General features: G+C 55.5%; 21 protein-coding genes and 3 pseudogenes. 6 read left to right on the top strand and 18 right to left on the bottom strand.

Translation table 11 applies throughout. The annotated features are described in order from the left end of the window. Positions 1-4: 4 nt before the first annotated feature. The 5 genes from ACR0JN_RS02230 to ACR0JN_RS02210 all read right to left on the bottom strand — a co-directional run bounded on the left by ACR0JN_RS02230 (position 5) and on the right by ACR0JN_RS02210 (position 2,735). The gene (locus tag ACR0JN_RS02230; protein ID WP_480883897.1) at positions 5-448 is read right to left on the bottom strand and encodes a c-type cytochrome; all 444 of its coding nucleotides are present in this window, start codon (positions 446-448) and stop codon (positions 5-7) included. Positions 449-468: 20 nt separating this feature from the next. After that, the gene (locus ACR0JN_RS02225) at positions 469-804 is read right to left on the bottom strand and encodes a DUF411 domain-containing protein (RefSeq protein WP_480883895.1); all 336 of its coding nucleotides are present in this window, start codon (positions 802-804) and stop codon (positions 469-471) included. A 190-nt stretch (positions 805-994) separates the two neighbouring features. Beyond that, on the bottom strand, positions 995-1,330 hold the full coding sequence (locus ACR0JN_RS02220) for a hypothetical protein (protein WP_480883893.1): 336 nt from the start codon (positions 1,328-1,330) through the stop codon (positions 995-997). 209 nt (positions 1,331-1,539) lie between these two features. Further along, entirely contained in the window at positions 1,540-1,758 is a 219-nt protein-coding gene (locus tag ACR0JN_RS02215; protein WP_480884351.1) for a luciferase domain-containing protein, read from the bottom strand. Positions 1,759-2,144: 386 nt separating this feature from the next. Then, on the bottom strand, positions 2,145-2,735 hold the full coding sequence (locus ACR0JN_RS02210; RefSeq protein WP_480883891.1) for a YceI family protein: 591 nt from the start codon (positions 2,733-2,735) through the stop codon (positions 2,145-2,147). Between the two features lie 124 nt (positions 2,736-2,859). Here ACR0JN_RS02210 and ACR0JN_RS02205 point away from each other — a divergent pair, with 124 nt between their 5' ends. Further along, positions 2,860-3,441, top strand: a complete 582-nt coding sequence (locus tag ACR0JN_RS02205; protein WP_480883890.1) for a TetR-like C-terminal domain-containing protein — start codon at positions 2,860-2,862, stop codon at positions 3,439-3,441. 584 nt (positions 3,442-4,025) lie between these two features. Beyond that, entirely contained in the window at positions 4,026-5,306 is a 1,281-nt protein-coding gene (locus ACR0JN_RS02200; protein ID WP_480883888.1) for a serine hydrolase domain-containing protein, read from the top strand. A gap of 79 nt (positions 5,307-5,385) precedes the next feature. Here the strand turns inward: ACR0JN_RS02200 and ACR0JN_RS02195 are convergent, their stop codons facing one another. Beyond that, positions 5,386-6,087, bottom strand: a complete 702-nt coding sequence (locus ACR0JN_RS02195) for a hypothetical protein (protein ID WP_480883886.1) — start codon at positions 6,085-6,087, stop codon at positions 5,386-5,388. A 264-nt stretch (positions 6,088-6,351) separates the two neighbouring features. Here ACR0JN_RS02195 and ACR0JN_RS02190 point away from each other — a divergent pair. Next, positions 6,352-6,645: pseudogene (locus ACR0JN_RS02190) on the top strand (site-specific integrase); the annotation flags it as partial. A 335-nt stretch (positions 6,646-6,980) separates the two neighbouring features. Here the strand turns inward: ACR0JN_RS02190 and ACR0JN_RS02185 are convergent. After that, positions 6,981-7,748 carry an MEDS domain-containing protein gene (locus tag ACR0JN_RS02185; protein WP_480883885.1) on the bottom strand — a complete coding sequence of 256 codons (768 nt, stop codon included), beginning with the start codon at positions 7,746-7,748 and terminating at the stop codon, positions 6,981-6,983. Positions 7,749-8,104: 356 nt separating this feature from the next. Between ACR0JN_RS02185 and ACR0JN_RS02180 the strand changes: the two genes are divergently transcribed. Then, complete coding sequence (locus ACR0JN_RS02180; RefSeq protein WP_480883883.1) at positions 8,105-8,917, top strand: glutathione binding-like protein; 813 nt, start codon at positions 8,105-8,107, stop codon at positions 8,915-8,917. 151 nt (positions 8,918-9,068) lie between these two features. Here the strand turns inward: ACR0JN_RS02180 and ACR0JN_RS02175 are convergent, their stop codons facing one another. The 3 genes and pseudogenes from ACR0JN_RS02175 to ACR0JN_RS02165 form a co-directional block, all read right to left on the bottom strand. Next, positions 9,069-9,797 carry an SDR family NAD(P)-dependent oxidoreductase gene (locus ACR0JN_RS02175; RefSeq protein ID WP_480818770.1) on the bottom strand — a complete coding sequence of 243 codons (729 nt, stop codon included), beginning with the start codon at positions 9,795-9,797 and terminating at the stop codon, positions 9,069-9,071. 29 nt (positions 9,798-9,826) lie between these two features. Next, on the bottom strand, positions 9,827-10,813 hold the full coding sequence (locus ACR0JN_RS02170) for a CmcJ/NvfI family oxidoreductase (RefSeq protein ID WP_480883881.1): 987 nt from the start codon (positions 10,811-10,813) through the stop codon (positions 9,827-9,829). Positions 10,814-11,440: 627 nt separating this feature from the next. Continuing rightward, positions 11,441-12,148 (bottom strand): annotated as a pseudogene (locus tag ACR0JN_RS02165) (IS6 family transposase). Positions 12,149-12,434: 286 nt separating this feature from the next. Here ACR0JN_RS02165 and ACR0JN_RS02160 point away from each other — a divergent pair. Further along, positions 12,435-13,700, top strand: a complete 1,266-nt coding sequence (locus ACR0JN_RS02160) for a PQQ-dependent sugar dehydrogenase (protein ID WP_480883879.1) — start codon at positions 12,435-12,437, stop codon at positions 13,698-13,700. After that, on the top strand, positions 13,697-14,275 hold the full coding sequence (locus ACR0JN_RS02155) for a c-type cytochrome (protein ID WP_480883877.1): 579 nt from the start codon (positions 13,697-13,699) through the stop codon (positions 14,273-14,275). The genes ACR0JN_RS02160 and ACR0JN_RS02155 overlap by 4 nt, the downstream gene beginning before the upstream one ends. A gap of 60 nt (positions 14,276-14,335) precedes the next feature. Here ACR0JN_RS02155 and ACR0JN_RS02150 read toward each other — a convergent pair. The 8 genes and pseudogenes from ACR0JN_RS02150 to ACR0JN_RS02115 form a co-directional block, all read right to left on the bottom strand. After that, positions 14,336-14,551: pseudogene (locus tag ACR0JN_RS02150) on the bottom strand (IS6 family transposase); the annotation flags it as partial. A gap of 632 nt (positions 14,552-15,183) precedes the next feature. Beyond that, positions 15,184-16,965, bottom strand: a complete 1,782-nt coding sequence (locus tag ACR0JN_RS02145; protein ID WP_480883875.1) for a thiamine pyrophosphate-binding protein — start codon at positions 16,963-16,965, stop codon at positions 15,184-15,186. Continuing rightward, on the bottom strand, positions 16,965-18,374 hold the full coding sequence (locus ACR0JN_RS02140; RefSeq protein ID WP_480883874.1) for an aldehyde dehydrogenase family protein: 1,410 nt from the start codon (positions 18,372-18,374) through the stop codon (positions 16,965-16,967). Before ACR0JN_RS02140 ends, ACR0JN_RS02145 begins: the two co-directional genes overlap by 1 nt. Then, entirely contained in the window at positions 18,355-19,269 is a 915-nt protein-coding gene (locus ACR0JN_RS02135; RefSeq protein WP_480883872.1) for a sugar phosphate isomerase/epimerase family protein, read from the bottom strand. Before ACR0JN_RS02135 ends, ACR0JN_RS02140 begins: the two co-directional genes overlap by 20 nt. A 154-nt stretch (positions 19,270-19,423) precedes the next feature. Further along, complete coding sequence (locus ACR0JN_RS02130; protein ID WP_480883871.1) at positions 19,424-20,614, bottom strand: Gfo/Idh/MocA family protein; 1,191 nt, start codon at positions 20,612-20,614, stop codon at positions 19,424-19,426. Beyond that, the gene (locus ACR0JN_RS02125) at positions 20,607-21,281 is read right to left on the bottom strand and encodes a hypothetical protein (RefSeq protein ID WP_480883869.1); all 675 of its coding nucleotides are present in this window, start codon (positions 21,279-21,281) and stop codon (positions 20,607-20,609) included. Before ACR0JN_RS02125 ends, ACR0JN_RS02130 begins: the two co-directional genes overlap by 8 nt. Then, complete coding sequence (locus ACR0JN_RS02120; RefSeq protein ID WP_480883867.1) at positions 21,271-22,458, bottom strand: Gfo/Idh/MocA family protein; 1,188 nt, start codon at positions 22,456-22,458, stop codon at positions 21,271-21,273. Before ACR0JN_RS02120 ends, ACR0JN_RS02125 begins: the two co-directional genes overlap by 11 nt. Beyond that, entirely contained in the window at positions 22,448-23,263 is an 816-nt protein-coding gene (locus ACR0JN_RS02115; protein ID WP_480884350.1) for a citryl-CoA lyase, read from the bottom strand. Before ACR0JN_RS02115 ends, ACR0JN_RS02120 begins: the two co-directional genes overlap by 11 nt. Positions 23,264-23,268: the final 5 nt, after the last annotated feature.

The raw sequence follows: 23,268 nt of genomic DNA, 5'->3' as shown, positions 1-23,268 counted from the left end.
TCCTCTATTCGGATTGGGCATTCAGCTCGTCGTGGTACTCACGAAGGTCATTGGGCCAGGTTGATTTAATAAATGATAGCACCGCTATGATCTCGTCATCACTGAGCACACCTTCATAGACCGGCATACCGGTTGGGGGCGCATTTTCCATCAGTCCGGCCAGGCCAAATTTAGTCAGGGTGAAAAGCGTTTCATCATCGTGGTGCCACGTATGCCCTGTAGCGTCATGCGGCGGTGCTGGCAGCAAACCATCCTCGCCGCGAATGCGCCAGTTTGGTTGACCTTCCAGGCGCGCTCCGTGGCAGGCAGCACATTGATCCGCGTAAATATCTTGGCCAACGGCGACCAGTTTGGCGTTATCCGGTGTCAATAGACCGACCGCTTCGGAGGGCTGGGCCAGAACGCAAGCTACGGCGAAACCGGTGAGCGCAAGCCCACCGGTGACCAAGAGTGTTGTGCGCCCTAGCATCAGGTGTCGAACGGCTGCGCGGTGCCCGCACGGTAGTATACTGTACCGGCCCCAGCCTCTCCCCCAAATGCAATGACGTCGTAACGGGCGGACGGATCGTCGCCCATACCAGGGGAGCCCATTGGCATGCCAGGAACGGCAAGCCCTGTAATGTCAGGCCGATCCTTCAACACGGCTTCCAGTGCTTCAAACGGCACATGGCCTTCAAAGACATAACTATCGGCTTCTATCGTGTGACAGGATGCGAGGTTCAGCGGGATACCCCGCGCTGACTTCTGTGCTTCGGGGTCGGTCAGTTCCTCAACGGTGACGGCGTAGCCACGTGCGCGAGCCAAGTCGGCCCATGCGTGACAACATCCGCAACCTGGTGAGCTTAGCACATGCATTGGGGTGCCTGCTCGGACGGGAAGAGCGGTCGCGATGAGCGCAGTTGCAGACAGTGTGGTGAAGTGACGACGTGTGATCATGTCTGTCGGTCCTTTGATGTGAAATTTGAACGGATTGCGGGCGGGCGCCCGTTGCCGTTCAGGCTTTCGGAGGACCGGTGGGGACGCCCATTGCGAGGCCCGAAAAATCGGAATCAGCTTGCGTCACACCACACTCTGAGATCGCCACTGGAGCAATCGGCGAAATCCCCGCCGTGGCGACAAGATCACCAAAACAGGATGCTGAACTCATGCCGCTGGTGGTGTCGCAACAATCCGCAACAGCTTTCTCGGCATTAGCCAACGGCTCGTCGTCCGCTATTTGAGCATGATGACCAGAATGATCCGATCCATGGGTCAAGCCATGCTTCACGGACGCTGCGGATGCGCCAGAGAATGCAACAACAAGAAGTATCGACAGGATCAAGCGAAACATACCAAATATCTACTGGGGGTATGTAGTTTTGACAAGTTACGAGGATGTGTCGAAGCAAACGATCCTAGTTGCATCCATTGAAGTTGCGCCACATCTCTAGATCCGGCCCGTCTAGAGCGGTGGTACATGAATCACCTGAAATTCCGGTAAATCTGAATTTTGACTGACCTGCGCATTGGTCAGCAACGGAAAGGTCAGCAGGTGGGCATTTAGCCCAGAGTGATGCCGGTGATGAAGGTGTACGAGCTTTCAACCAGATCGATGACGACATCCAACTCTTCGGGTGTCGTCGGTGTATAGATCATGACAAAGCCGCTCCACCCAGGACGTTGATTGGCCCACGGGTGCGCTACGGCCCAACCCGCCTCAACTGCCCGTCGCGCCATTGCGGGGTCTAGCGAAGCGTGCAAGCTGCCATCAGGATGCATGTGCGCAAACTCAAACCCACCAACGATAGAGTTCGGTTGAGACAACAACATGTCGGGATCAAGCTGAAAACCAATTGCGCCAGGAAGCGATATGCGTGTCGGGCCAAGTGTGACCCCTGGGAATTGCGCAACTCGCTCCAGCAATAGCTGGGCCAAATCGGCATCAATTTCGACACCAATCTGAGTATGGGGTACGCCGCTTGTCGTTTCGGGACGGGGTGAGGCGCGCTCCGGCAAGGAGCGTTCTTGCGCGAATGCCAGCGGGCACGTCAGTGCCACCGCAGTCGCGGCAGCCGCCAGTAGTCTCAGGAACACAATCATTTTGTTGTCAGCCAGTCAAAAGTTAAGAATGAGCGCTCGGCGCAGTATCAGCTCCCCTGCACACATCATTCAGCCTTTAACGCTTCGATATTGATCAAGAGCTCTATTTCGTCGCTCACCGCTGGTGCAAAGGCCCCAAGTCCGAATTCAGACCGCACGATAGTCGCCGTGGCTGCTAGCCCCATGGTCGGCGTGCCCTCCTTTTCGCCAAACGGGTATGGCGCCGACTTGTTAAGCGTTGTTTCCAGAACAACAGGTTTGGTGACGCCATTCATGGTCAGATCGCCAGAAATATTCGCGGTATTGTCACCGGTCACTTCAATGCTGGTTGAGGCGAAGGTGACCACGTCATCGTCACTCGCGCTGAAAAAGTCATCGGACATGAAATGTTGCAGACGGGCGTCCCAGCCCGTGATCATGGATTTTACAGGCATAGACACTTTGACAGATGACGCAGACGGATCATCTTCATTGAACTCTATCTCGCCGGTAAAACCTGAGAACATTCCAAACGTTTCTGAGAACCCGATGTGGTTGTAGCTGAACAAGACCTGGCTGTGTCCAGGATCCAGCTCGTAAGTGCCACTCTCGGACAGCGCGGTTGTCGCACCAATCGATAAGAGTACCGCCAGCGGGGTTGCTGCCACTTTGAACATTGATACGCTCCCATTTTGACAAGACGTGTTCGCGGAATTGAGTATTGAGCTTTAGTTTTTAGCCGGCCATACTTTTAGTACAAAATGTTCTGCTATGCAACAATATGTTCTATAGGAGGGGCGATTGAAAGAAGATCCCAGGCTGATCGCCACACGACAGGCCGCACTTGATGCGGCGCAAAGGATACTGAGGGATGAGGGCGTGCTGCACGTAACTCATGGCGCGGTTTCAAAGGCAACGGGCATTTCGCGCAGCACACTTTACAGGCACTGGCCAGATGCGCGCAGTCTGCGTGATGCAGCATTCAGGCGCATAGCAACCCCGCCGAACATACCGCCCAAAACCGATGGCCCGCTACGATCTGATCTGCGCTGGTTACTCGGAGTACTGATGGGAGCCTTAAATGACACACCATGGGGCCAAATCGCGCCTCAGGTGGTCGCTGCTGCGTCCACCGATGCAGAAGCGCGGTTGGTGATCACTGAATTCATGAAAGACAGATTCACAAGTGTTAAAGCAGTATTTGCAGCCGCAATAGACCGTGGTGAGATCACAGCCGACGTTTCGATTGACCAGCTCATAGAACTAGCAATCGCGGCGCCTTATTTCCGCAAGCTCATACGTCACGAGGCACTGGACGAGGATTGGTTGGATCGACATGTTGATCTGCTTTGCAGTATCGCGAAATCCACTTCGGGACAGTGACTATCGCCTGACTTTGTAATCAAAGCGACCAGAAGCGGGCGCGAGATTACGGCAGAGCAGCAAATTAGATCAAAAGCATATCCAGCCAGTTCCCAATAGCGGTTGCTCCAAAAGGTCTCGGCAAAGATTCGCAATGATCGTTCTTCAAAGTTTGCAAAGTCCGCTTTCTGCGCATTGCTGTCATTGGAGCTTCGCGCAGCAGCAGTCAATTTTGGGCTCTGAGCCGACACTAGAGCACGTGCAGCATCCTCACCTGCGGTTTAAAATCATCCTTCGAGGACGGCCCAAAGGAGACATCCAGAGATCATCTCCAGGCTGCAGCGCGGCCCGTCCTTTCTGCCATTCGCTGCAACTGCGCAATCCGTCCAGTGACCGAGGATCAATTCACGGACGAAGCGGGTATTGCTCAAGGCGTCTAACGCACAGCATCTGCCATTCGTCGCTTGCGACTACTAAGCTGTCCTACCAGAGATTAATTCGCAGTCGTCTGACAGCCTCTGGCCCAAACACAAGGGGCTAGACACCAGAGCGGAAGCGTGGCTGGATTGCTTAGAGATTGTCTAGTCGGACGGAGATCCCCAAAATTGAGAAAAAATGCAGACAAGCTGTTAGTGACTTCCGCTATTGCTATCGCTCTTTTGGCCTCCGGTGCGGTATTTACTGCTTCTACACAACCAGCAAGCGCAGAGGCTGGTTATTTCTGGGATGAAACCGTTGAGTCTGTAGATAGAAGCCCTTGGATATTTGAAGGCACAAATGTTTTTGGCGAATTAGCACGAGTTCCACCGTCAGATTGGGTACGTACTTTGGAAAAAGCGGCATACCCAACTGAGCTTGAGACCTTTGTTTTCACAGCTAGCAACAATGAAGAACAGAACATCAACGATTGGTTGCATCAAACGCATACCGATAGCTTTTTGATTTACCATGATGGCAAATTGGTCGCTGAAAAGTACTTCAATGGCATGAGAGTTGACACGCCTCACCGCATTCACTCGATCACCAAGACAGTGTTGGGTATGGCCGCAGGGCTGGCAGTTGAGGCGGGAGAACTAGATCCCAAAAAGCTGATCACCGAATACCTGCCAGAGTTGGAGGGCCCAGCATTCAAAAATACAACGGTTAGACACCTACTTGATATGACCGCTGCTGTTGATTGGAGAGATGCTTCTAGCGGCTACTTAGACGATGCCGGTGATCTGTTCTGTGCGTTTGGTCAGGACCTCTCTGAAAAAGTTGAAATTTGTGATACAGAATCTGGCGTTAAGGAGTACATGATCTCTCTTAGTGATCGCGAGACTTTGGTGGAAGACGGTGAAGTTTATAGTTACCGTTCAGTTCTATCTGCACTGCTGGGTATGGTTATCGAATCGGCAACTGGCGAGAGCTATTTGGATGTGCTGGCCGAATTGTGGCAGGGCATCGGTGCTCAGGACCCTGCATATAGCGAACTAGGGCCCAAAAGGATTGTGCAAACCAGTGGTGGGATGTTCACCAGCTCTCGTGACCTATTGCGATTTGGCATAATGATGCTGGACAACGGAAAGGTTAACGACACTCAGGTTATTCCTCCAGATTGGATAGCTGACACGATTCAAGCAAATGATGATGTGATCGCAGCTTATGAGAAAAGCGCATATGCAGAGGTGTTTGAAGGCTTCCACTATCGGAATCAAGTTTGGGTGAAAGATAGAGAAAACGGTGCGTTTTACGGTATCGGTGTCTATGGGCAGCTATTGTATGTGAACCAGGAAGCCAATGTGGTTATGGTGAAGCTATCAAGCCAGCCAGAAGTTCAGAACACACCTATGTACCTAGACTCTATGGTTGCGATGAAAGGAATTGCAGAGACTTTGAGCAAGTGAATTTCAAAGCGCCTTAGTCTCTAAAGCACAGCTAAATAGCTCGGCTTAACCTAAAGGTGGACCCAATAGTGTCCTCGGATCAGTACCGGGTTACAACGACTGCGAATGCAGCAAACACCACGCCAATCAAAAGGGCCTTTGTGTTCATTGACGAGCGGTTAGGCAGTTTAACCCGAAGAGACAGGGCAATGATCACGCCCCCCGTCAACCCAGTCGCAATTGAATAGATCAAGCTACTTTTGTCTGCGTTGAGACCGATCAATATGCCGACTGCAAGCGACGCGACAAAGTATGCGCGTAGCCACCCAGACATGTGCCCGGGGTGGGTCTTATAGAGATAAATATTCACCCCAAACAAATGCAATGAATAGGCCAACGTTCCGATAGCGTACAGCTCAGGAGATGTTCCCGTCGTTTGCATGACTGTAATGGCAAGCAAGCAGTTATAGGTTCCAAGTGCCACTGTGTCCAAGCCAAGCGACAACCTGTTATCGGCCCCCGTGTCGCGACTGGCTTCCAGCAAGTAGTAAATGAGAAATCCTAGGAGCGAATAACCGAACAGCGAGTTTTCCCATTTACCATTTGCAGCCAAATCGGCCGACAATTCACCAATTTTTGGCAGCAAGAAAAGGAAAGCATAGCCAAGTCCGATCCCAGATGAAAAATCAGAAAGCCAGCCTGCTAGAGCGGGGAATCTCCGGTAAAAAGACACGCAGAAGACGTGAACAGTGCCGATGACTGCAATCGATGTTATCGCGAGGTATGTCGACGCGTCGAACACGGCTAAGATCCAATGATCACATTACAATTTGTATGAGACACCCCTTGGGAGCAAAAGCACAACCCAAAAAGTGAAGAAGGTGCGGTTTGAATAGAACACTCAACGACAGCTTTCTTTTGCACTTCCGGCATTGATGCATGGTGCAGAAAATTGAACTTAGGGCTCCTTCCGGACCTCAGAGGCAGCGCAGCAATCCCGTGATATGGTGCCTCGTCAACGTCGGGTGGTCGTTTTGGGAGGGCATGGCGGATCGGAGGATCAGTCATGGGAACACCAAACCTACCAGCCATTCGCGCACTTCGCCCCGCATGGAACAAGGGCCGCATCGTGGGTCAGAAACGACTGCTGAAGCCAAAGCATGTCTGGGCGATCCGTGTTCGACTTGAATTGGCCGAAAACCACCGCAACCTAGCGCTGTTCAATATGGCGATCGACAGCAAGCTGCGCGGCTGTGACCTGGTGAAGAAGAAAGTCGTCGATCTAATGGCGTCAGGTCAGATCAGGGAGCGCGCCTCCGTCCTGCAAAGCAAGACGCAGAAACCTGTTCGCTTTGGGATTCCAACGGCCTGTACCGCTCATTGACTGTCGGCAACCGATACTGCGACACGCCCGTCAAGGAGACGTTCGCTGCAAGAGCGAGGCTGGAAGACGGACACTGGTCCGAAGAGCCCGGACAAAGTTGCCTCGCAACCTTCCCGCCGCGCTAATGCGTTTGACTCACCCAAGAACACTCCAACCTGACTAGCAGCGCCGACTGCCACCCGATCTCAACACAGAAATTCAAACAGTGGTTCAGTCTCCAACCAGGCATCGAAACGAACCCAAGCCTAGGCAGCTCGCAAGACTTTTGGTCTAGAAATGTCGTCCCAAGCTTAATCTCCCAAACCGCACATTCACGACGCTAGAAATCGCGACAATGGGAACTTAAATGTATCTTCATGGCATTTCAGCGCATTTAACACCGCGGGTCCGGTGAAATCGCGCGTGTCGTATTGGCAAACACTGACCAACGGGTGACGGTGACCGACCTCATGATTGAATTGCCGCTCGTAGGCAAACAAATCCGCATGGCTCATTCCCAAGTCCAAGCACCAACTCATGTCGCCCAGCAACCGAAAGCTTCGCCATCCAGCGCGCGTCGACATAAAAATATTGCGTTCTATATAGCGGCACATCTCTTCCCCATCGGGCAGACCGCTGCTCTGGATCAGCTGGCCGGTTTCAATCGCATTGGGCAACCCGTCCCAGGCCTGACCGATATGACCGAGAATTTCAGCACGCACTTTTTCCGTTGCGATCAGAAAGCATCCGTCGCCATTGCGAAGACCATCGGCGAGAAACGGAACCGACCACTTCAGCCGCCCCAGATCGTTTTCATAAAGCGTGCAAATGTGGTTGCCATACTCAATGGCCACACCTTCCAGCAAAACCTCGCTCGGGCGACCAGTCTGAGAGGTGTCGCCATCCGCCATGGCGTTACCGTCCAGAAAGGCCATAAGGTCCTCGCGGCGAAAACGGCGCTCTTTCTTGATACCGATGCGCTGACAAACCAAACGACCTGAATTGGTCCAGCGGCGCAGCGATGCCTCGCTGACCTTCAGGATGGCGGCGGCTTCCTTGATGTTCAGAAGCTCAGAGCCTGGATCGGTTTGCGGTTTCACAGTCGCTCCTTCTGACAGGTTTCCCGGCTCCGATACCGGACCGGGTTAGCGCGGGCACGTCCCACAGTCTGTTGGACTCTAAGGCAATTTCTGCACGGTCACAGCCGTATTGGCCCCACTATATCCGAAGGGTCAAGGCGGACAAGACCTAACGACCTCAGATATACTTAATTGTACTTTTATGTCCTTTAATAGATTTTATTGACACATTGTCGCGGTAAACGCTAACGTTTAACACCAGTGAACTCCGAAGGAAGCCCAGTTGTCTGATCTTCGTTCGGCAAACACGTCCGGCACCGATGTCCTGGCTGAACCGGGCCCGCAAAGCCGGACCTTCAACAGAGAGGACACACCAGATGACAGATAAAGTCAGACTTTTGCACCATCCGGCGTCACAGCCCTGCCGCACGGCTCTGCAGTTCCTGATCGAAAACGACATCCCGCATGATGAAGAGGTCGTGGACATCACCACCAACATTAACGAGCGGCAGGAGTTCAGGGATGAATACAACCCAACCGGTCAGGTGCCAATCTTGTGTGATGGCGACCTTCGGGTCTGGGAAAATGTCGCCATCGGACGCTATCTGAACGAGAAATACAACTGTGCCGATCACTGGTTCGGCGGAACGCTCCACGCGCGCACGCGGATCAACATGTTCGTGCAGTGGTACGCCTACACGCTGCGTCTGGGCGGGGGCGCGTTCCACTGGACGATCTTCGCGCCGATGATCTACGGGGCGGACAAGGATTTCACCGCCGAAGTACGCAAAGGGAAGCACCTGTTGTACGAGGCCATGGACCTGCTGGAAAACTACTGGCTGAAGGACACCGAATACCTGTGCGGCGACCAGATCAGCTATGGCGATCTGGCCGCGTTCCACGAATTCGTCTCGCACGAGGCCGGCGGAATTATTCCCGACACCGTCTGGGCCAAGCACCCCAAGACGCGTGACTGGTTCGAGAAAATCTCGGAACGCCCCGCCGCACAGCAGGTCAGCGAATGGCAATATGAGACGATCCGCCAGGTTCTGGGCGGTGAACTGAAGGTGACGTTCACCCGGCGTACCGCGGTTCTCAAAGGCACCGAGGCCCATGGGGGTCACAACACCGGTCTGGTGCACACCGGCGACAAGCACGATTATATCGCCGAGGTTGAATCAGCAGACTGATCCCCTGTCACGGGTTGGAATGCCGCCCCGAAGATCCCGGCGGCATTCCGCTCTGCCCCGCCATTCGGACATGCCTGTGCGGCGGGCAAACCTGTGGGCGTGATAAAGTGGAACCCCGGAAGCCCCAAACCCGACAGATGAGCGCGGATGCTCAGAACGTCCAGGTTTCCGAATAAGGGCGCAGTTCAATCTCGTTGCTCCAGGCCGAACGCGGCTGCAAATATGTGTGCCAATAGCTGAGCGCCACATCGTCCGGCTGCGCCAGTGTCTCGGGATCGTAGCGGTCGCCATAGCGGTCATGCATCACCGGAACATCCAGATCGCAGTCCAGTCGCACATGCACGATATGGACACCATCCTTCGCATAGGCGCGGGTCAGGCTTTGCGACAGCGCCCTTAAGCCGAATTTCCCGATCGCATAAAGCGGCATCTTGCCTGACCCCCGAAACGCGGCGGTCGAGCTTGAGAAAAACACGCTGCCCCGGCCTCTGTCCCGCATCGCGGGCAGAACCGCTTTTGCCGCGGCAAAGGCACCGACGACCTCGAGCCGTAAAACCGCTTCCAACGCGTCATAGCTCATGTCCAGCGGGTCGATGGCGGTGAAGGTGTCCCGCACGTTGTAAATCAGCACGTCGATCTGACCCAGTTCACTGGCGGCGTCCGACAAGGCCTGTTCGACCGTCGCGGGGTCGGTGGCGTCAGCGCGGTAATACTGCACCCGCGCGCCCGGTCGCGCCTGCAGAGCGGCGGCCTTTGCCGGCGCGCTGCCCTCTGCACTGCGCGAGATCAGGGCGATGTCCAGCCCTTCGCTGCAGAATTTACGCGCCAGCGAGGCGCCAAGACCTTCTCCGGCTCCGACGATTGCACAGACAGGCGGCATAGCATCCCTCAGGTCGTGTTTATCAACTGTTATGCGTCGTACAGGACGGCGCAGCGCACCTCGATACTCCACCGGTCCGGGGCGTCGTCTTCGACGGACGGGTCGGTAAAGGCGCTGTGAAAACTGAAGGTCGAGGCACCATCAGGCTGAGAACTGTCCGCCCTTGCCCCCCTGGAGCGGGACAGTTCACCGGCAGAGTCCCATTGCTTGATCAGCAGCGCCTCATCCCGCGTCATCTCGGGGTAAAAGAGCCACTGATGCTGATCCGAGTATTTGGCATAGTAGTTTTCGCCGACCCGGTCCGCATAGTGGATTTCAAACACCACCAGATCCTGCGGGCTGACCAGCGCGGCGTCACACAGGGCTAAAGGATCGGTCATGACCGGTTTGTGGTCGATGTTCCGCCACAAGTTGATGATGGCATAGCGCCCTGTGCTGATCGCCGCTTCCACCGCATCGATGTCGAGCAGCACCATCCCCTCAGCCAAAACGGACCTGTAGGTGTCATTACCGGTCGGCGGCCGGGTCAAATCCCGCAGCCGCTGTGGCGCGCTGGTCATGGTGTAGTCTCCGTGGACCATATGCAGCGGCGGCTGTACCTGCTGTCCACCAGCAATCCGCTGCCTGCTTCGATTACCCGAAACCGAACGGACATTGTGATCGAATGCCGCCACGACATTGGCACCGGTAGCCTGGCGAATGATCTCCTGGCACTGCGGGTAATAGCGTCGCACCACCTGCCGATTATCTAGAAAGTCGATGTCGGCACTGTCCAGAGACCGCTGCAATAGCTCGAAACCGTTGGGGTCTAGTCGGTGCCGCGCTACACCGTCAAATGCACGGGCATCGCTCACGCGTATCTCGCGCCTATCGAAGGTGGTGCCAACCCATTGATCATCCGACCCACTGTTGTCGCGCCGTGTGTACACTTTGCCGTTGCGCAGCAAAGACGTCTGGGTTGCGGCATCCAGATAAGTGAACTCTCCAACCCGCTCAGCTTGTGCAATCAGGCTCATTTGCACTCCCTTTCAAATATCGGCCTTAAAGACATCACAGCCGTTTGCTTTATTGGCCAGAATTTTAAGCTTGTGTTTCGATCAGATCGATATTCTTTAAAGGCAAAACTGGAATAATTATACAGCAATGTACATCAAAATATATTAAAACTAAGAAACGGCATACCTTCTTGCGGAGTTCCTTGTCTACCGACATTAATGACGAGTTCGGTGTCCCGGCATAGATTTCGACAGTGCAAGGGAAAATCGCTGAAACCAATTAGATCTACGCTTAAGAGGGTTGCCCACACAGGCTGCCCATAACTGATTTAAACGTTTTGGGTCATCGGAGTGATACCGGTCCAAAGCTGTCACTCGACCTATATCTCAGATGCTACGGTTGCAGCTCGCATTGCCGACTTTCACCGCGACTGCAAAGTTTAGCATTTTTTTGGGACCCGGATAAAGCAAGCTGTCCAACCAGGACAGGAAAAGCCATTAGGTCTTTTGCCGGCAAAATGTGATCGGCTTCGGGAATTGCATAACCGCACACATTCGTGAGCTGGGCCGCAGCCTTGCTTGGGATCGTCCAGACGGTGCTGTCAGACGAATTCGAACCAGTCTCAGGTTACCGCGGAAACCGCAAACCTATCCGGAACAATTTTGACGCCACTCGCTAAGAGCGGCGGCGCGTGTCAGCTTGAAGGTGTCTCGGCTGGCTAGCGATCTTTCCTGGTTGAAGTGGTTGTAGACGGAGGAATGGGCGGCGGCGAATTTCTGTAGACTTCGTATGCGCCTGAAACGCTGCATCGCGCGTTCGCGTCGTCGGAAAGGAAGGTGCGAATTCTCGACGCGGTTGTTGAGCCACCTACCCGTCCTTTGTTTTTCAAGCGCGCCCATTTCTCTGAGCGCAGCCTTGTAAGAGGCGAAGCAATCTGTGACGATCTCTTCGGCGCAACCGTGCCGCTTCATCAATTTCTTGAGGAATTTCGGTGCTGCAGCCTTGTTTCGGCGTTTGGTGACAACGGCTTCCAGCACCTCACCTTCGTGATCAACGGCCTGCTAAAGATAATACCGCTTGCCATTCACCTTCACAAAAACCTCGTCCACGTGCCACTTCCATTTGGAGTATGCTCTCAATTGCTGAACACGCTTCCGCCTTATCTCAGCAGCAAATACCGGGCCAAACCTGTTCCACCAATATCGGACGGTTTCGTGGCTCACGTCGATGCCTCGCTCGTGCAGCAGATCTTCGACATTCCGAAGCGAAAGCGGGAAGCGAATGTATAACATCACCGTAAGGCGGATGATTTCGGGACTGGTTTTAAAGTACTTGAAAGAGGCAGGTCTGGTCATGGAAAAAAGCTACGCAACACCCCTGCCCCGCTCAAGCAAAGCTCTTTTGACAAGACCCCAGAACACTCGTCCCAATCGCGAATGCACTGTTCAAATCACGGCAAAAGTGGAACGCTCAACTCGTATGGCAAATACAGTTGCCAGCTTAGTTCCGTCGTCGTCAGCTTTCATTAGTGCATTAGTTAAACAAGTTGACAGCTTACCCAAGGTAAAGAGTAGATTGGTATTCGTGGGACCGCACTGCCACGCAAGAGGCCGGGCGCCCTATCGAAAAAGGGAGGACCAAATGACTTACAGGAAAGTTCTTTCTGGGCTAATGCTCGGGACCATGCTTGCAGGGCCGACGCTCGCCCAAGACAACATGGACAAGCTCGCCAACATGCAGAAAACGGACGCTACGTTCACCTTCGTCGATCAGGAAGGCGAACGCGCCGAATCGCTGAAAGCGATTGTGCCGAATATCAACGTACCAGAGGGTTTTGAGGTCAGTCTTTATGCTGTCGTGCCGGACGCGCGTTCAATGGCTATGGCACCTCAGGGCACGGTTCTTTTTGCTGGAACACGCAAAGACAAGATGTGGTCTATCGTAGATCGCGACCGTGATCGCGTCGCGGATGAAGTAAAGGATTTTGCTCCCTCGATTGCTCTCGATATTCCAAATGGCCCCTGCTTCTCGCCGGATGGATTCCTTTTCATTGCAGAGCGCAACCGGGTCCTGGTTTTTCCGGCGGCCGAATTCTTCTTCGAAGGTCCAGATCCAGCCGTCGGCATCGTGGTTCCGCAGGGAGAGCTGATCCCACCAGAGGAAGAGAGCTTCAACCACACCGCGCGCGTTTGCGATATTGGCCCGGATGGTAAGCTGTATATTTCGCTCGGCCAACCTCACAACGTGCAACCTAAAGACAAGATTGAGCTCTATGACGAGATCGGCATTGGCGGTATTATTCGGATGAATACCGATGGATCCGACCGCGAAGTCTATACACGTGGGGTCCGCAACTCGGTAGGCCAGGATTTCAACCCCGCGACAGGCGAGCTTTGGTGGACGGACAACCAAGTCGACGGCATGGGTGATGACATTCCGCCGGGCGAACTGAACCGACAGACCAGCGCGGGCCAGCATTTCGGCTTTCCATGGACCAATTCTCGGGTTGAGATCGTCTCGGAAGCTGATTACCCTCGACCTGAAGGCGTGGAATTCGTCGAACCTCAGCTTGAGTTGACCGCGCACGCAGCTGACCTTGGTATGCGCTTCTATCACGATGACAGCTTCCCGGAAGAGTACCACGGCGGCATCTTTTGGGCGCAGCACGGCTCGTGGAACCGCACGACGCCAGTTGGTGCACGTGTAATGTTTACCGCGCTTGACCCCGAAACAGGCGATGCAGTCGGAGCGCAGGTTTTCGCGGATGGCTGGCTGAACGAGGATACTGGCGAGTATCTTGGCCGTCCGATGGACATCGAATTCCTGCCCGATGGCTCCATGCTGGTATCCGACGACTTCGCGGGTGCGATCTGGCGAATCGCATATAATCCCGCGCCTTCAGAATGAAGGCTGGAGAACTAATCACCCTTGGCGGGCTCATGCTCGCCTTGGGAACCTCCGCTTTTGCAGATGATCCGGCCGAGGGACGAAAAGTCGCCAATATGTGCCGTACTTGTCACGGTGTTGATGGATATTCGCAAATCCCCATCGCCCCGCATATCGGTGGTGAGCCGAAGGAGTATCTTGAGGCTCAGTTGATGGCCTTCAAGACTGGCCAGCGCGAACACGAGATGATGTCTATCGTGACAGCAAGTCTTTCGGCGCAACAGATCTCGGACGTCGCGGCTTGGTATGCGTCGCATTCCGCGGTGGCTACGCTCCCCGACGGTGTGAGCGAGGAGGACGCGCCCTTGGCCTGCGTCTCTTGCCATGGGGCAGACGGAATATCGCAACTTCTTGATGCGCCAAACCTTGCAGGTGAGGTCAATATCTACATTGATACGCAGCTCAAAGCGTTCCGAAATGGCAATCGGCAGCATGAGATCATGTCCGAGATCGCGGCATCTTTGACGGATGAAGAGATTCGAGAGATCGCAGACTGGTATTCGAACGTACAATTGGGGATCGAGCCGCCCAAGTAATTTGGAGGGTGCTGTCAGACGACTTCGAACTAGTCTTAGTTTGCTGCCAAAACAGTGAACCTATCCGGAACAAAGTTGACGCCACTCAGCAAGAGCGGCGGTACGTGTCCGCTCGAATGATTCTCTGCTGGTTAGGGATCTTTCCTGATTTAAGTGGTTGTAGACGGAAGAATGGACGGCGGCGAATTTCTGTGAACTTCGCATGCGCCTGAAACGCTGCATCGCGCGATCCCGTCGTCGAAACGGCAGGTGCGAGTTCTCGACGCGGTTGTTGAGGCTATTGAAATCTAGCAAAGTCGGGCGGCCCATTGCGGACATCCAGCGCACCGCTCGGATGCCGCACCGGCATCCCGCATTGCCGCCATTCGCCGCAGCCGCAAAATCTGGTCTGGTTCGAACTCACAGATCGCGCGCTAAGTGACCCTGCGACGTGAGGCGCGACCGTTGGTATTGGAATTTTGTCGAACCAGCCAAATCGCCTAAGTGAGGTTCTCCACAACCAATCCGACACATGCGTGCAGTGATGCCCCACCCAGTATCACCCAGACTGCGAAGAGAAGCGTGACACGGATGAGCGACAATGATACCGACCAAAGAAGGAAATCGAGCTTGACCCAAACGCCCAATTAGAGAAGCGGACCTTTGGCTGCCTGTTGGTGATGCTGCGACTCATCCCGTCGAACCTGCCATCGCTGAGGGAGCGAAAACTTGAACGCTAAGAACTCACATACTTCGGTGTTATCGCAATTTGAAATTATCTCACGTGCTTCGGTGAAAGTAACTCACCAACAAAAAAGTTCAGACACAAAACAACGAAGACTACGCCGCGACGAAGCTGTTGATATTTGCTCGAACAAGGATGAGCATTGACACAATAAACTGGGCGCGTCTGAACGCGCCCAGTTTCGTCAAGTCGCGACGTGAGATACCTCTTTGTCCGGCGAGTATATGTCCAAGATGTTCCAGTGTCCGGTCGTTGGTGTTGGGTTGTTGATCATTGGCACATCGAGCACGGTTGGCTTGCAACTGGCGATTGCCGCTTCCAGTGCGGGCAACAGTTCGTCGGCAGCGCTGAGTCTGTGCCCTTCCGCTCCGTAGGCTCGCGCTATGTCTGCATAACCCGGTCCGTTTGCGGGAACTGCGGCTGATCCAGGGAATGTGGTCCCGTATGTCAGACCGTAATGCGCCTTTTGCAGCCCTGCGATAGTTCCGAAAGCGTTATTATTCATGACTAGCCAGATTATGCCCAGATCAAGTTCGACTGCTGTTGCCAGCATCGACGGATTTTGACCGAATCCTCCATCGCCAACCAAACTTAGTACGACTCGATCAGGTGCTGCCAGTTTCGCGCCGATCGCGCCTGGAGGGCCAAAACCCATCGTCGCGAACCCGCCCGGGGTCAGGATTGAACCCGGCGTCAAAATGTCGAACTGTTGCCCGACGCCGTTCTTGTTCCACCCAACGTCCGTGGTGATAATAGCATCCTCGGGCAGTGCCTTGCGGGTATCTGCCAGAATGCGCTCGGGCATCATTGGAAAGGCCGATGAAGTCGCCATTTCCGCGTTGCGCGCTTTGAATTCCGTCCGGAAGCCAGCGATCTTCTGCTCCAGCATGGGCCGCTTGAAGCCGTCCGGATACATCTCGCGGGCGACCCGGTTGAGGACGCGCAAGGCGGCCTTGGCGTCAGCAACGACGCCGATCTCGGTGGGATAGTTCCGACCGATCTCCTGCGGTTCGATGTCAACATGAATGACCTTCGATCCGGGAATGTTGAACGTGTAGCCAGGGTACCAACTTGAACAATCAGCCTCTTTGAACCGAGTGCCCACGGCAAAGACGTAGTCCGCATTCAAGCAGGACTGGTTGACCAATTCGGTGCCCCAAAACCCGGTCATTCCCAGCACCAGCGGATGGTCGTCTCGCAAGGCGCCTTTCCCCATCAGGGAATGCGCGACTGGAAGGCCCATATGTTCAACAAATTCTCGCAACTCCTCGCTGGCCTGTGCCAGAAGAATTCCACCTCCGACATAAGCGACAGGGTTTTCGGCTTTAGCCAACGCTTCGACAATCTCTCGCGCTGTATCGTCGTCAATCGACGGTTTCTTGAGCGCGCGCGTGTTGTCGCGGATACGGTCGAAGCTGTCCGAGGGGATCACCTCGGAAAAGATGTCCATGGGGACATTGACCAACACGGGGCCAGGCTGACCATTCTCGGCGAGATGGAACGCTTTTTCCAGAATTTCGGCCATCAGGTCTGCCCGGTCCACCCGCCAGGCGCGTTTTACGAAGGGTCGATAGATCTCCCATTGGGCGGCATCTGCATGCAGGTTCACTTCCTGGTGTGGATGTTTGCCGTAGTAATGCGTAGGAATATCGCCCGCGATCACCACCATCGGGATGCAGTCCAATGCGGCGTTGGCGACCCCAGTGGCGCAATTGGTCAGTCCCGGGGAGAGATGGGACAGCACCACCGAGGCCTTGCCCGTCACGCGGGCGTAGGCGTCTGCCGCGTGGCTGGCGATTTGTTCGTGCCGCACCGTGACGAAATCAATCGGGCTTTCGGCCAACGCGGCCAGAACTGCGATGTTTGTATGGCCACAAAGCCCAAACACATGCTTAACGTCACGGCGTTCGAGAAAGTCGACGATATGTTCGGCGACTGTTTTGCCGTCCAGTTTTGCTCCGTCCATCACGCGACCTCCTGTCCGTAGAATTCACCGAACAGGTCCGGCTCCGAGGGGCGATCCTCGGGGATGGGACGGCTGACCCAGGTGTAGTTCATCATGTGTTTCATGGTGACGTTTTCATTGGTGATGTTGCCGCCCCAGATGCCGCAGCCCAGGCTGCTGGTCATGGGCATGCCATTGGTCCACGCACCCGCGTTGGCCTTGGACTGAGGCTGTCGAACCATCATGCGGCTGACCGGAGCCAGACGCGCCAACCGGTCGATGTGATCGTCATTGTGGCTGTAAATACCGCAGGAATGGCCCTTACCCCCGGTGTTGTAGATCTGGCTGACCGTTTCCAGCGCGTCATCGAACGTGTCGTAGTGATAAAGCGCCATCAATGTGGTCAGTTTTTCCTTGGAGAACTTGTGCTGCGGGCCGATTTGCCCCTGATTTTCAACCATCAGAAACTTGCGATCTTCGGGGATGCTAAAACCGGCGACCTTGGCCGTTTGCTGCGGCGGACAGGCAATGGTCGGGAAGGTGCGGTTGTCCTTTTCGTCCCACATGGCCGCTTCGAGCATGGCCTTTTCTTCGTCCGAACAAAGGTATCCGCCTTCGGCCTCAAGCGCCTTGACCATATCGTCGTAAACCGAGCGCTGGATGATGATGTTGCCATCGGCCGAACAACCTGAGCCAAAGTCGGACGTCTTTGAAATACGCGTATTCTGCGCCGCGATGTCCAGATCGGCTGTCTCATCGATGACGATGGACGAATTGCCCGCGCCGACGCCATAGGCCGGGCGCCCAGAACTGTAGGCCGCTTTGACCATCGGCTTCCCACCCGTTGCCAGAGTCAGGTCACAAATCTCCATGAGGTGCTGTGTTAACGGGATCGATGGTTTGCGGATTGACTGGAATAGGTCTTCGGGGGCACCGGCGGCACGGCAGGCTGCGCGCATGACTTCGACCATCTCAAAGGTGGTATGGGCGGTTCGCGGGTGCGGGCTGAAGATGACCGCATTCCGGGCGTTCGCGGCGGACACGCCGGTTACCGGTGGCGTCATCGCAGGGTTAGTCATGGGAATCAAGGATGCGATCACACCAGCAGGTTTGGCGTATTTTACGAGCCCCTTTTCTTCGTCGACTTCGACGACCCCCGTCGAGGGCGTGCGTAGAACATCACGCAGCACCATGTGAATCTTAAATCGCTTCGCAGGACGCCCTGCGCGATCTCCGATACCGCTTTCGTCCACGCCCTGCTGGGCCAAACGCGTGAAGGTTTTCTCATTCCCCGCATACCACGCAATGGCCTGAGACAGCCGGTCCAACCTGTCCTGATCCCAATCCTCGATCTCGGCCATAGCAGCGCGGGCGCGTGCCAGCATATCGGCCGCGAGTTGTCGGTCGTTTTCAGTGAGCTCTTTGCCCATGATAATCCTCTTGGTGTTTTGGAATTGCTGCATCGGGCATACGGCGCTGTGACCGCGCCTCGCCGAATGTTTGCTTGGCGTGGCTGAGACAGCGACGCGCGTGTTCTTCATATCCCAACTCGGCAACGCGGCTTTGGTTGGGCAGTTCGATGGAATAGTCGACGGGTGGCATCCGTTCGATGATGCCGGTGAAATCAATCCAACCTTCGCCGGGATAGAGACGCGCATCGCGGGCCAGCTGGATCATACCCTCGCGCGTATCGGCGATGCCGGGCAGGCAGTCAGAGATATGCAGGAAGTGAAACAGGTCCGAAGGGACGTGCAAAAGCTCCCCGAGATCCACTCGGCTGAGGTGCAGATAAAGCGTATCGACCAGAATACCGCCATTCGGTTGATCAGAGGCGCGGACAATATCCAGCGTCTCATCCAGAGTGCGCAGGCGGGAAAAGCTCGGGAACTCCAGGTCCACCGTTAACCCGTAGGGTGCCGCCAGTTCGCAGGTCTCGGAATAGACGTCGATCAGAAAGTCACGATCATCGCGGGTGTTGGTCCATGCGCTCATGATCATGCGCTTAGCGCCGAGCTCCCCGCCGATCTCCAGAGAAGGCTCAAAACTGCGCGGATCGACATCTTCGGTGATGCGCGCAAGCTCGACATCAAGAACTTTCAAGCCGGTGGTAGTGAGAGCAGTTTTGGTGGCATGCACCTGTGCCTTGTCGATCGGGGATTGAGTGAATTCACCGGGCACATGCATCGGAATGAACCGGGGGCTGACGGCATCGTAACCGGCCCGCGCGGCGATATAGACCAACTCGGGCGGCGTACAGCCAATCAGCGTCAGATGCGCCAAGGAATAGAGAGAGGGGCTTGCGCCAGCCTCTTCGGGTTTCACCATGAACGACAGCTCCACGTGTCTGCGAATCTCAAATTCATCACACGTAGTAAAAAATATCTGATATTTTTTAAAATATCAACTTCTAATACTGAGCAGGAAATGAAAGGGCCCGGGCAACTGCCCGGGCGTGTTTTACATTCGTGTTGGCGGAGCCTTAGAGAGTGACCCAGTCACCTCCGGACTGGTGAGAGCGCACAGAGGCATCAATGAATCGGACACCGTCTGCGCCTTGACCGACACCGGGATAAGTAAGCCAATCATTCGGAACGGTAACGCCATCCCGACGTGCGGCTACGGCCATGGCAAATTCCGTATAGAGATTGGCCCAGGCTTCAATAATCCCTTCGGGGAAGCCGCGCGCGGTACGGATCAGTCGTTCCGCACCGGGTCCGATACCATGCCCGTGACCTCGGCTGATGATACGATCCGGCTCACCGAACCGATTGAACTTCAGCTGTTCCGAATTCTCCAGGTCCCACTCGAGGCCTCCTTCGCTCCCGAATATCCGCAGGCGCAAACCGCCTCGATTTCCGGGGGCAAGGCGTGTCGCTATCAGGGTTCCCGGAACCTCGTTTTGGTAGCGGGTGAACATGAATGCGGTGTCTTCCAACGGCTTTGGCGCGCCGCAGACATGGAATTCGGCCCGTAGGTTGGTCAAGGGCAGGTCCGAGACAAAACTGGCGAGATGCGCGGCATGGGTGCCGATATCGCCGACACAGCTGGTCGGACCAGAAATCTTTGGGTCCAGCCGCCATTTGACGTGGGGCGCATCAGCCACATCATCGGGCGTCATCCAGTCTTGCATGAACTCGACGTGGATTTGGTTGATTTTACCGATGCCGCCTTCCGCCACGATTTGTTTGGCCTGACGGACTACTGGAAAACATGACATCGCATATCCGACAGAAAAGATGTTTCCCGTCCGCGCGGCGATCTCCTCAAGCCCCTCGGCCTCGGCAACTTCGTTGGTCAGGGGCTTGTCGCACAGCACGTCAATGCCCGCCTCAAGAAACGCTTTGGCAGCTTCGAAATGAACGTGGTTCGGGGTGGTGATCATCACGGCATCCACGCCATCCGGGCGCGCCGCCTCGGCCTGCGCCATCTCGTCGAACGACGCATAGCACCTGTCTGCCGGCAGGAACCACTCGGCCCCACGCGCCTTGCTGCGCGCGGCATCTGAACTGAGCGCACCTGCGGCGACCTCCCACCGGTCGGTCATCCGCGCGGCCATTGCCTGCGTGACAGAGATCCGTCCTCCGCCAACAACGCCCAGCCGCAAACGGCGAGACAACCGGGGGAAAGGTCCGTCAAAGTTCAGGTCTTCGGGTAAAAGTCTCTCAGCCATTCTGAACCTCCATTTCCGGGACCCGTACGCCTTCTGGCAGCATTTCAACCGCCATGAAGATGCCGGGCGTGATCGTCTCGTATTGATGCCAGGGATAGTTGCCTTCAGCGTCATACATCGGTTTGTGCGTCGTGCCGGGGGCCATGAATTCTTCAAGATAGAGCGTCTCGGCATCCCGCTCGCGGCATTGCTGCATTTTGCCAAAGCCTACGATTTGCGTATGCACTTCGCGAAACCCCGGTACCGGGCAAAACGGATGATCCTTGTGCAATCCGACATTCAATGGGACTGAACCGGAATGGTATATGGTCAGTCCAACGTTACCCACGAACACCTTCGGCGACATATAGTGGCTGACGCCGCGCAGACGCTCCTCTTGGCGAACATCAAAAGCAGATTGCCATGCATCTTTCACCCATGCGAACAACTCGTTGTCATCGGCATGGGCGTCGAAATCGTGGACAATGACTGCACGTTCCACGCCGCTAAGCGTGCAGTCTTGCACGATCACAGAGGAAAGCGGCGCAATGGTCTGATTCTCGACAGAGAGATTTCGCCCCCCAAGGTTAAGGACGATGGCGCGACCCTCGATAGAAATTCTGCGCTCGTCAGTTATGTGCTGGACGCGAAAGAATGGCTGAGCAAAGTCGAGTGTCTCAATCGGCATGAACCAATTCCTTCCTCTCATCGTTAAGGAAATCGACCGGCAAAGGCTCCGGAGCCGTGCAACGGCTTTCTATCGTCTGATAGGCGCCAAATTTTGGTGCCCGTTCGATCGCGTCCATGACCTCGAAAACGTGGTAGGCGAGCGCTCCACTTGCACGGGGTTGGCGTCCATCTTGCGCCGCCAGGGCCAGATCCAAAAGGCCGAGCCCGCGACTGTCTTCATTGAATCCATGTTTGTTTTCGACTACCTGCCAGCCTTCGCGACCGGCTGGACGGGGCTGATGAGACCAGCGCGAGGTCTCCCGCGTTTTCAGCCAGACATCCCCCTGAAAGATGTTGGCACCATGTACCGGGTCAGGGTCTGGGATGCTGATGGTGCCGTTTTCACCGTAGATCTCGAACCGAGGCGTTTCGCTGTCCCAAACGTCGAAACTCATAGTCATTGACCCGATGGCACCGGACGAGAACTGCAGCAGGCTCAGGGAGTGCGTGTCGACCTCGACATCCATCCACTCTCCGTTGCGCGGGCCATTTTCGATCATCCGCTGGTCAAATGTCCGCCGCGCCATTCCGGCGACCCGGTCAACGGGACCAAGGCAGCAGATCATGGCGGTCAGGTAGTACGGCCCAAGGTCCAGCAATGGCCCACCACCCGCCTTATAGTAGAAATCCGGGTTGGGATGGTGGCGCTCCGTCCCGTGGGTACCGACATGGGCAAAAACCCCTGTCGGTTTGCCAATGACACCCTCGTCGATCAAGCGCCGAACGGTCTGCCAGCGACCGCCCAGAAATGTGTCGGGCGCGCAACCGACCAGTAACCCCTTTTCAGAGGCCATGTGCAGAATCGCCTTACCATCCGTGCGATTCATAACCAGCGGCTTCTCGGAATAGACGTGTTTGCCCGCCTCCAACCCACGCAGGCTGATTTCGGCATGGGCCGCCGGAATTGTCAGATTCAGAACACAGTCAATCGTTGGATCGTCAAACACCTCATCTGGCGTGCAGGCCTTGGCGATGCCGTATTGATCCGCCTTGACGCGGCTTTCCGAAGGATCAAGGCTTGCGCAAGCCACGACCTCGACGTTTGAGAATTTGGATAGCGTTTTTAGATAGATATCGCTGATACGACCACAGCCAATAAGGCCGACCCGGAAGGATTTCGATGTCTCACCTGTCATCATTCCTGTCTTCGTAGAGGGGTAAGTAACTCGGTGGCATGGGCCCTTTGTTCCGACCGCCCTGACCCATCTGCTCCCACGCATGGGCAAGTATTCCGACCGAGCGGGATAGGCAGAACAGCCCTCGCGACAAGGGCGCAGGAAAGCCAAGCTCGCAGAAGATCACAGCCGTCGCGCCGTCGATATTCATGGCAATTGGCCGACCGCCTCTTTGACGACCGAGTTCGGCCTGAACCTCTTCTCCGATATCGGCAAACCGGCCAGAAACTGTGCCTTCTGCCGCCGCATCACGAACAAGTTGCATCAATCGTGGCGCGCGTGGATCGACGGGCTTGTGAAACCTGTGACCAAAGCCCGATACGATCTTGCCGTAGGTCTCGCGCCAGCTGTCCAAGCCCTCCCGAACAGCGTCATTCAGCGAAGCTCCTGCATCCATACGGACTGCGATATCATAGTACAGCTCTGCACACTGCTCTCCTGCCCCGCCGTGCACGTCGCCCAGCATGTTCACCGCAGTCGCCATCGCGTTATTGAGACCTACCCCGCAGGTGGCGGCCATACGCGCAGCCGCGATTGAGGGGGCTTGCGGGCCGTGATCCACGCCTGCGACCAATGCGGCCTCGAACAGGCGCGCTTGAGCGTCGCTGGGCAGATCACCCCGCACCATCAGCCAGATCATCTGTGGGAAAGATACGTTCCCGATCAGGCCCTCTATGGCGTTGCCACGAAAAGCGATCTGTCCGGGCTTCATGTCGATGATGGAGGTACGCCACCATTGGCGAACAGCGCGCTCATCGCTTGTCATCTGTC

This window comes from Ruegeria sp. G12, from assembly GCF_056533565.1.
This window is presented reverse-complemented; position numbering and strand designations above follow the sequence as displayed.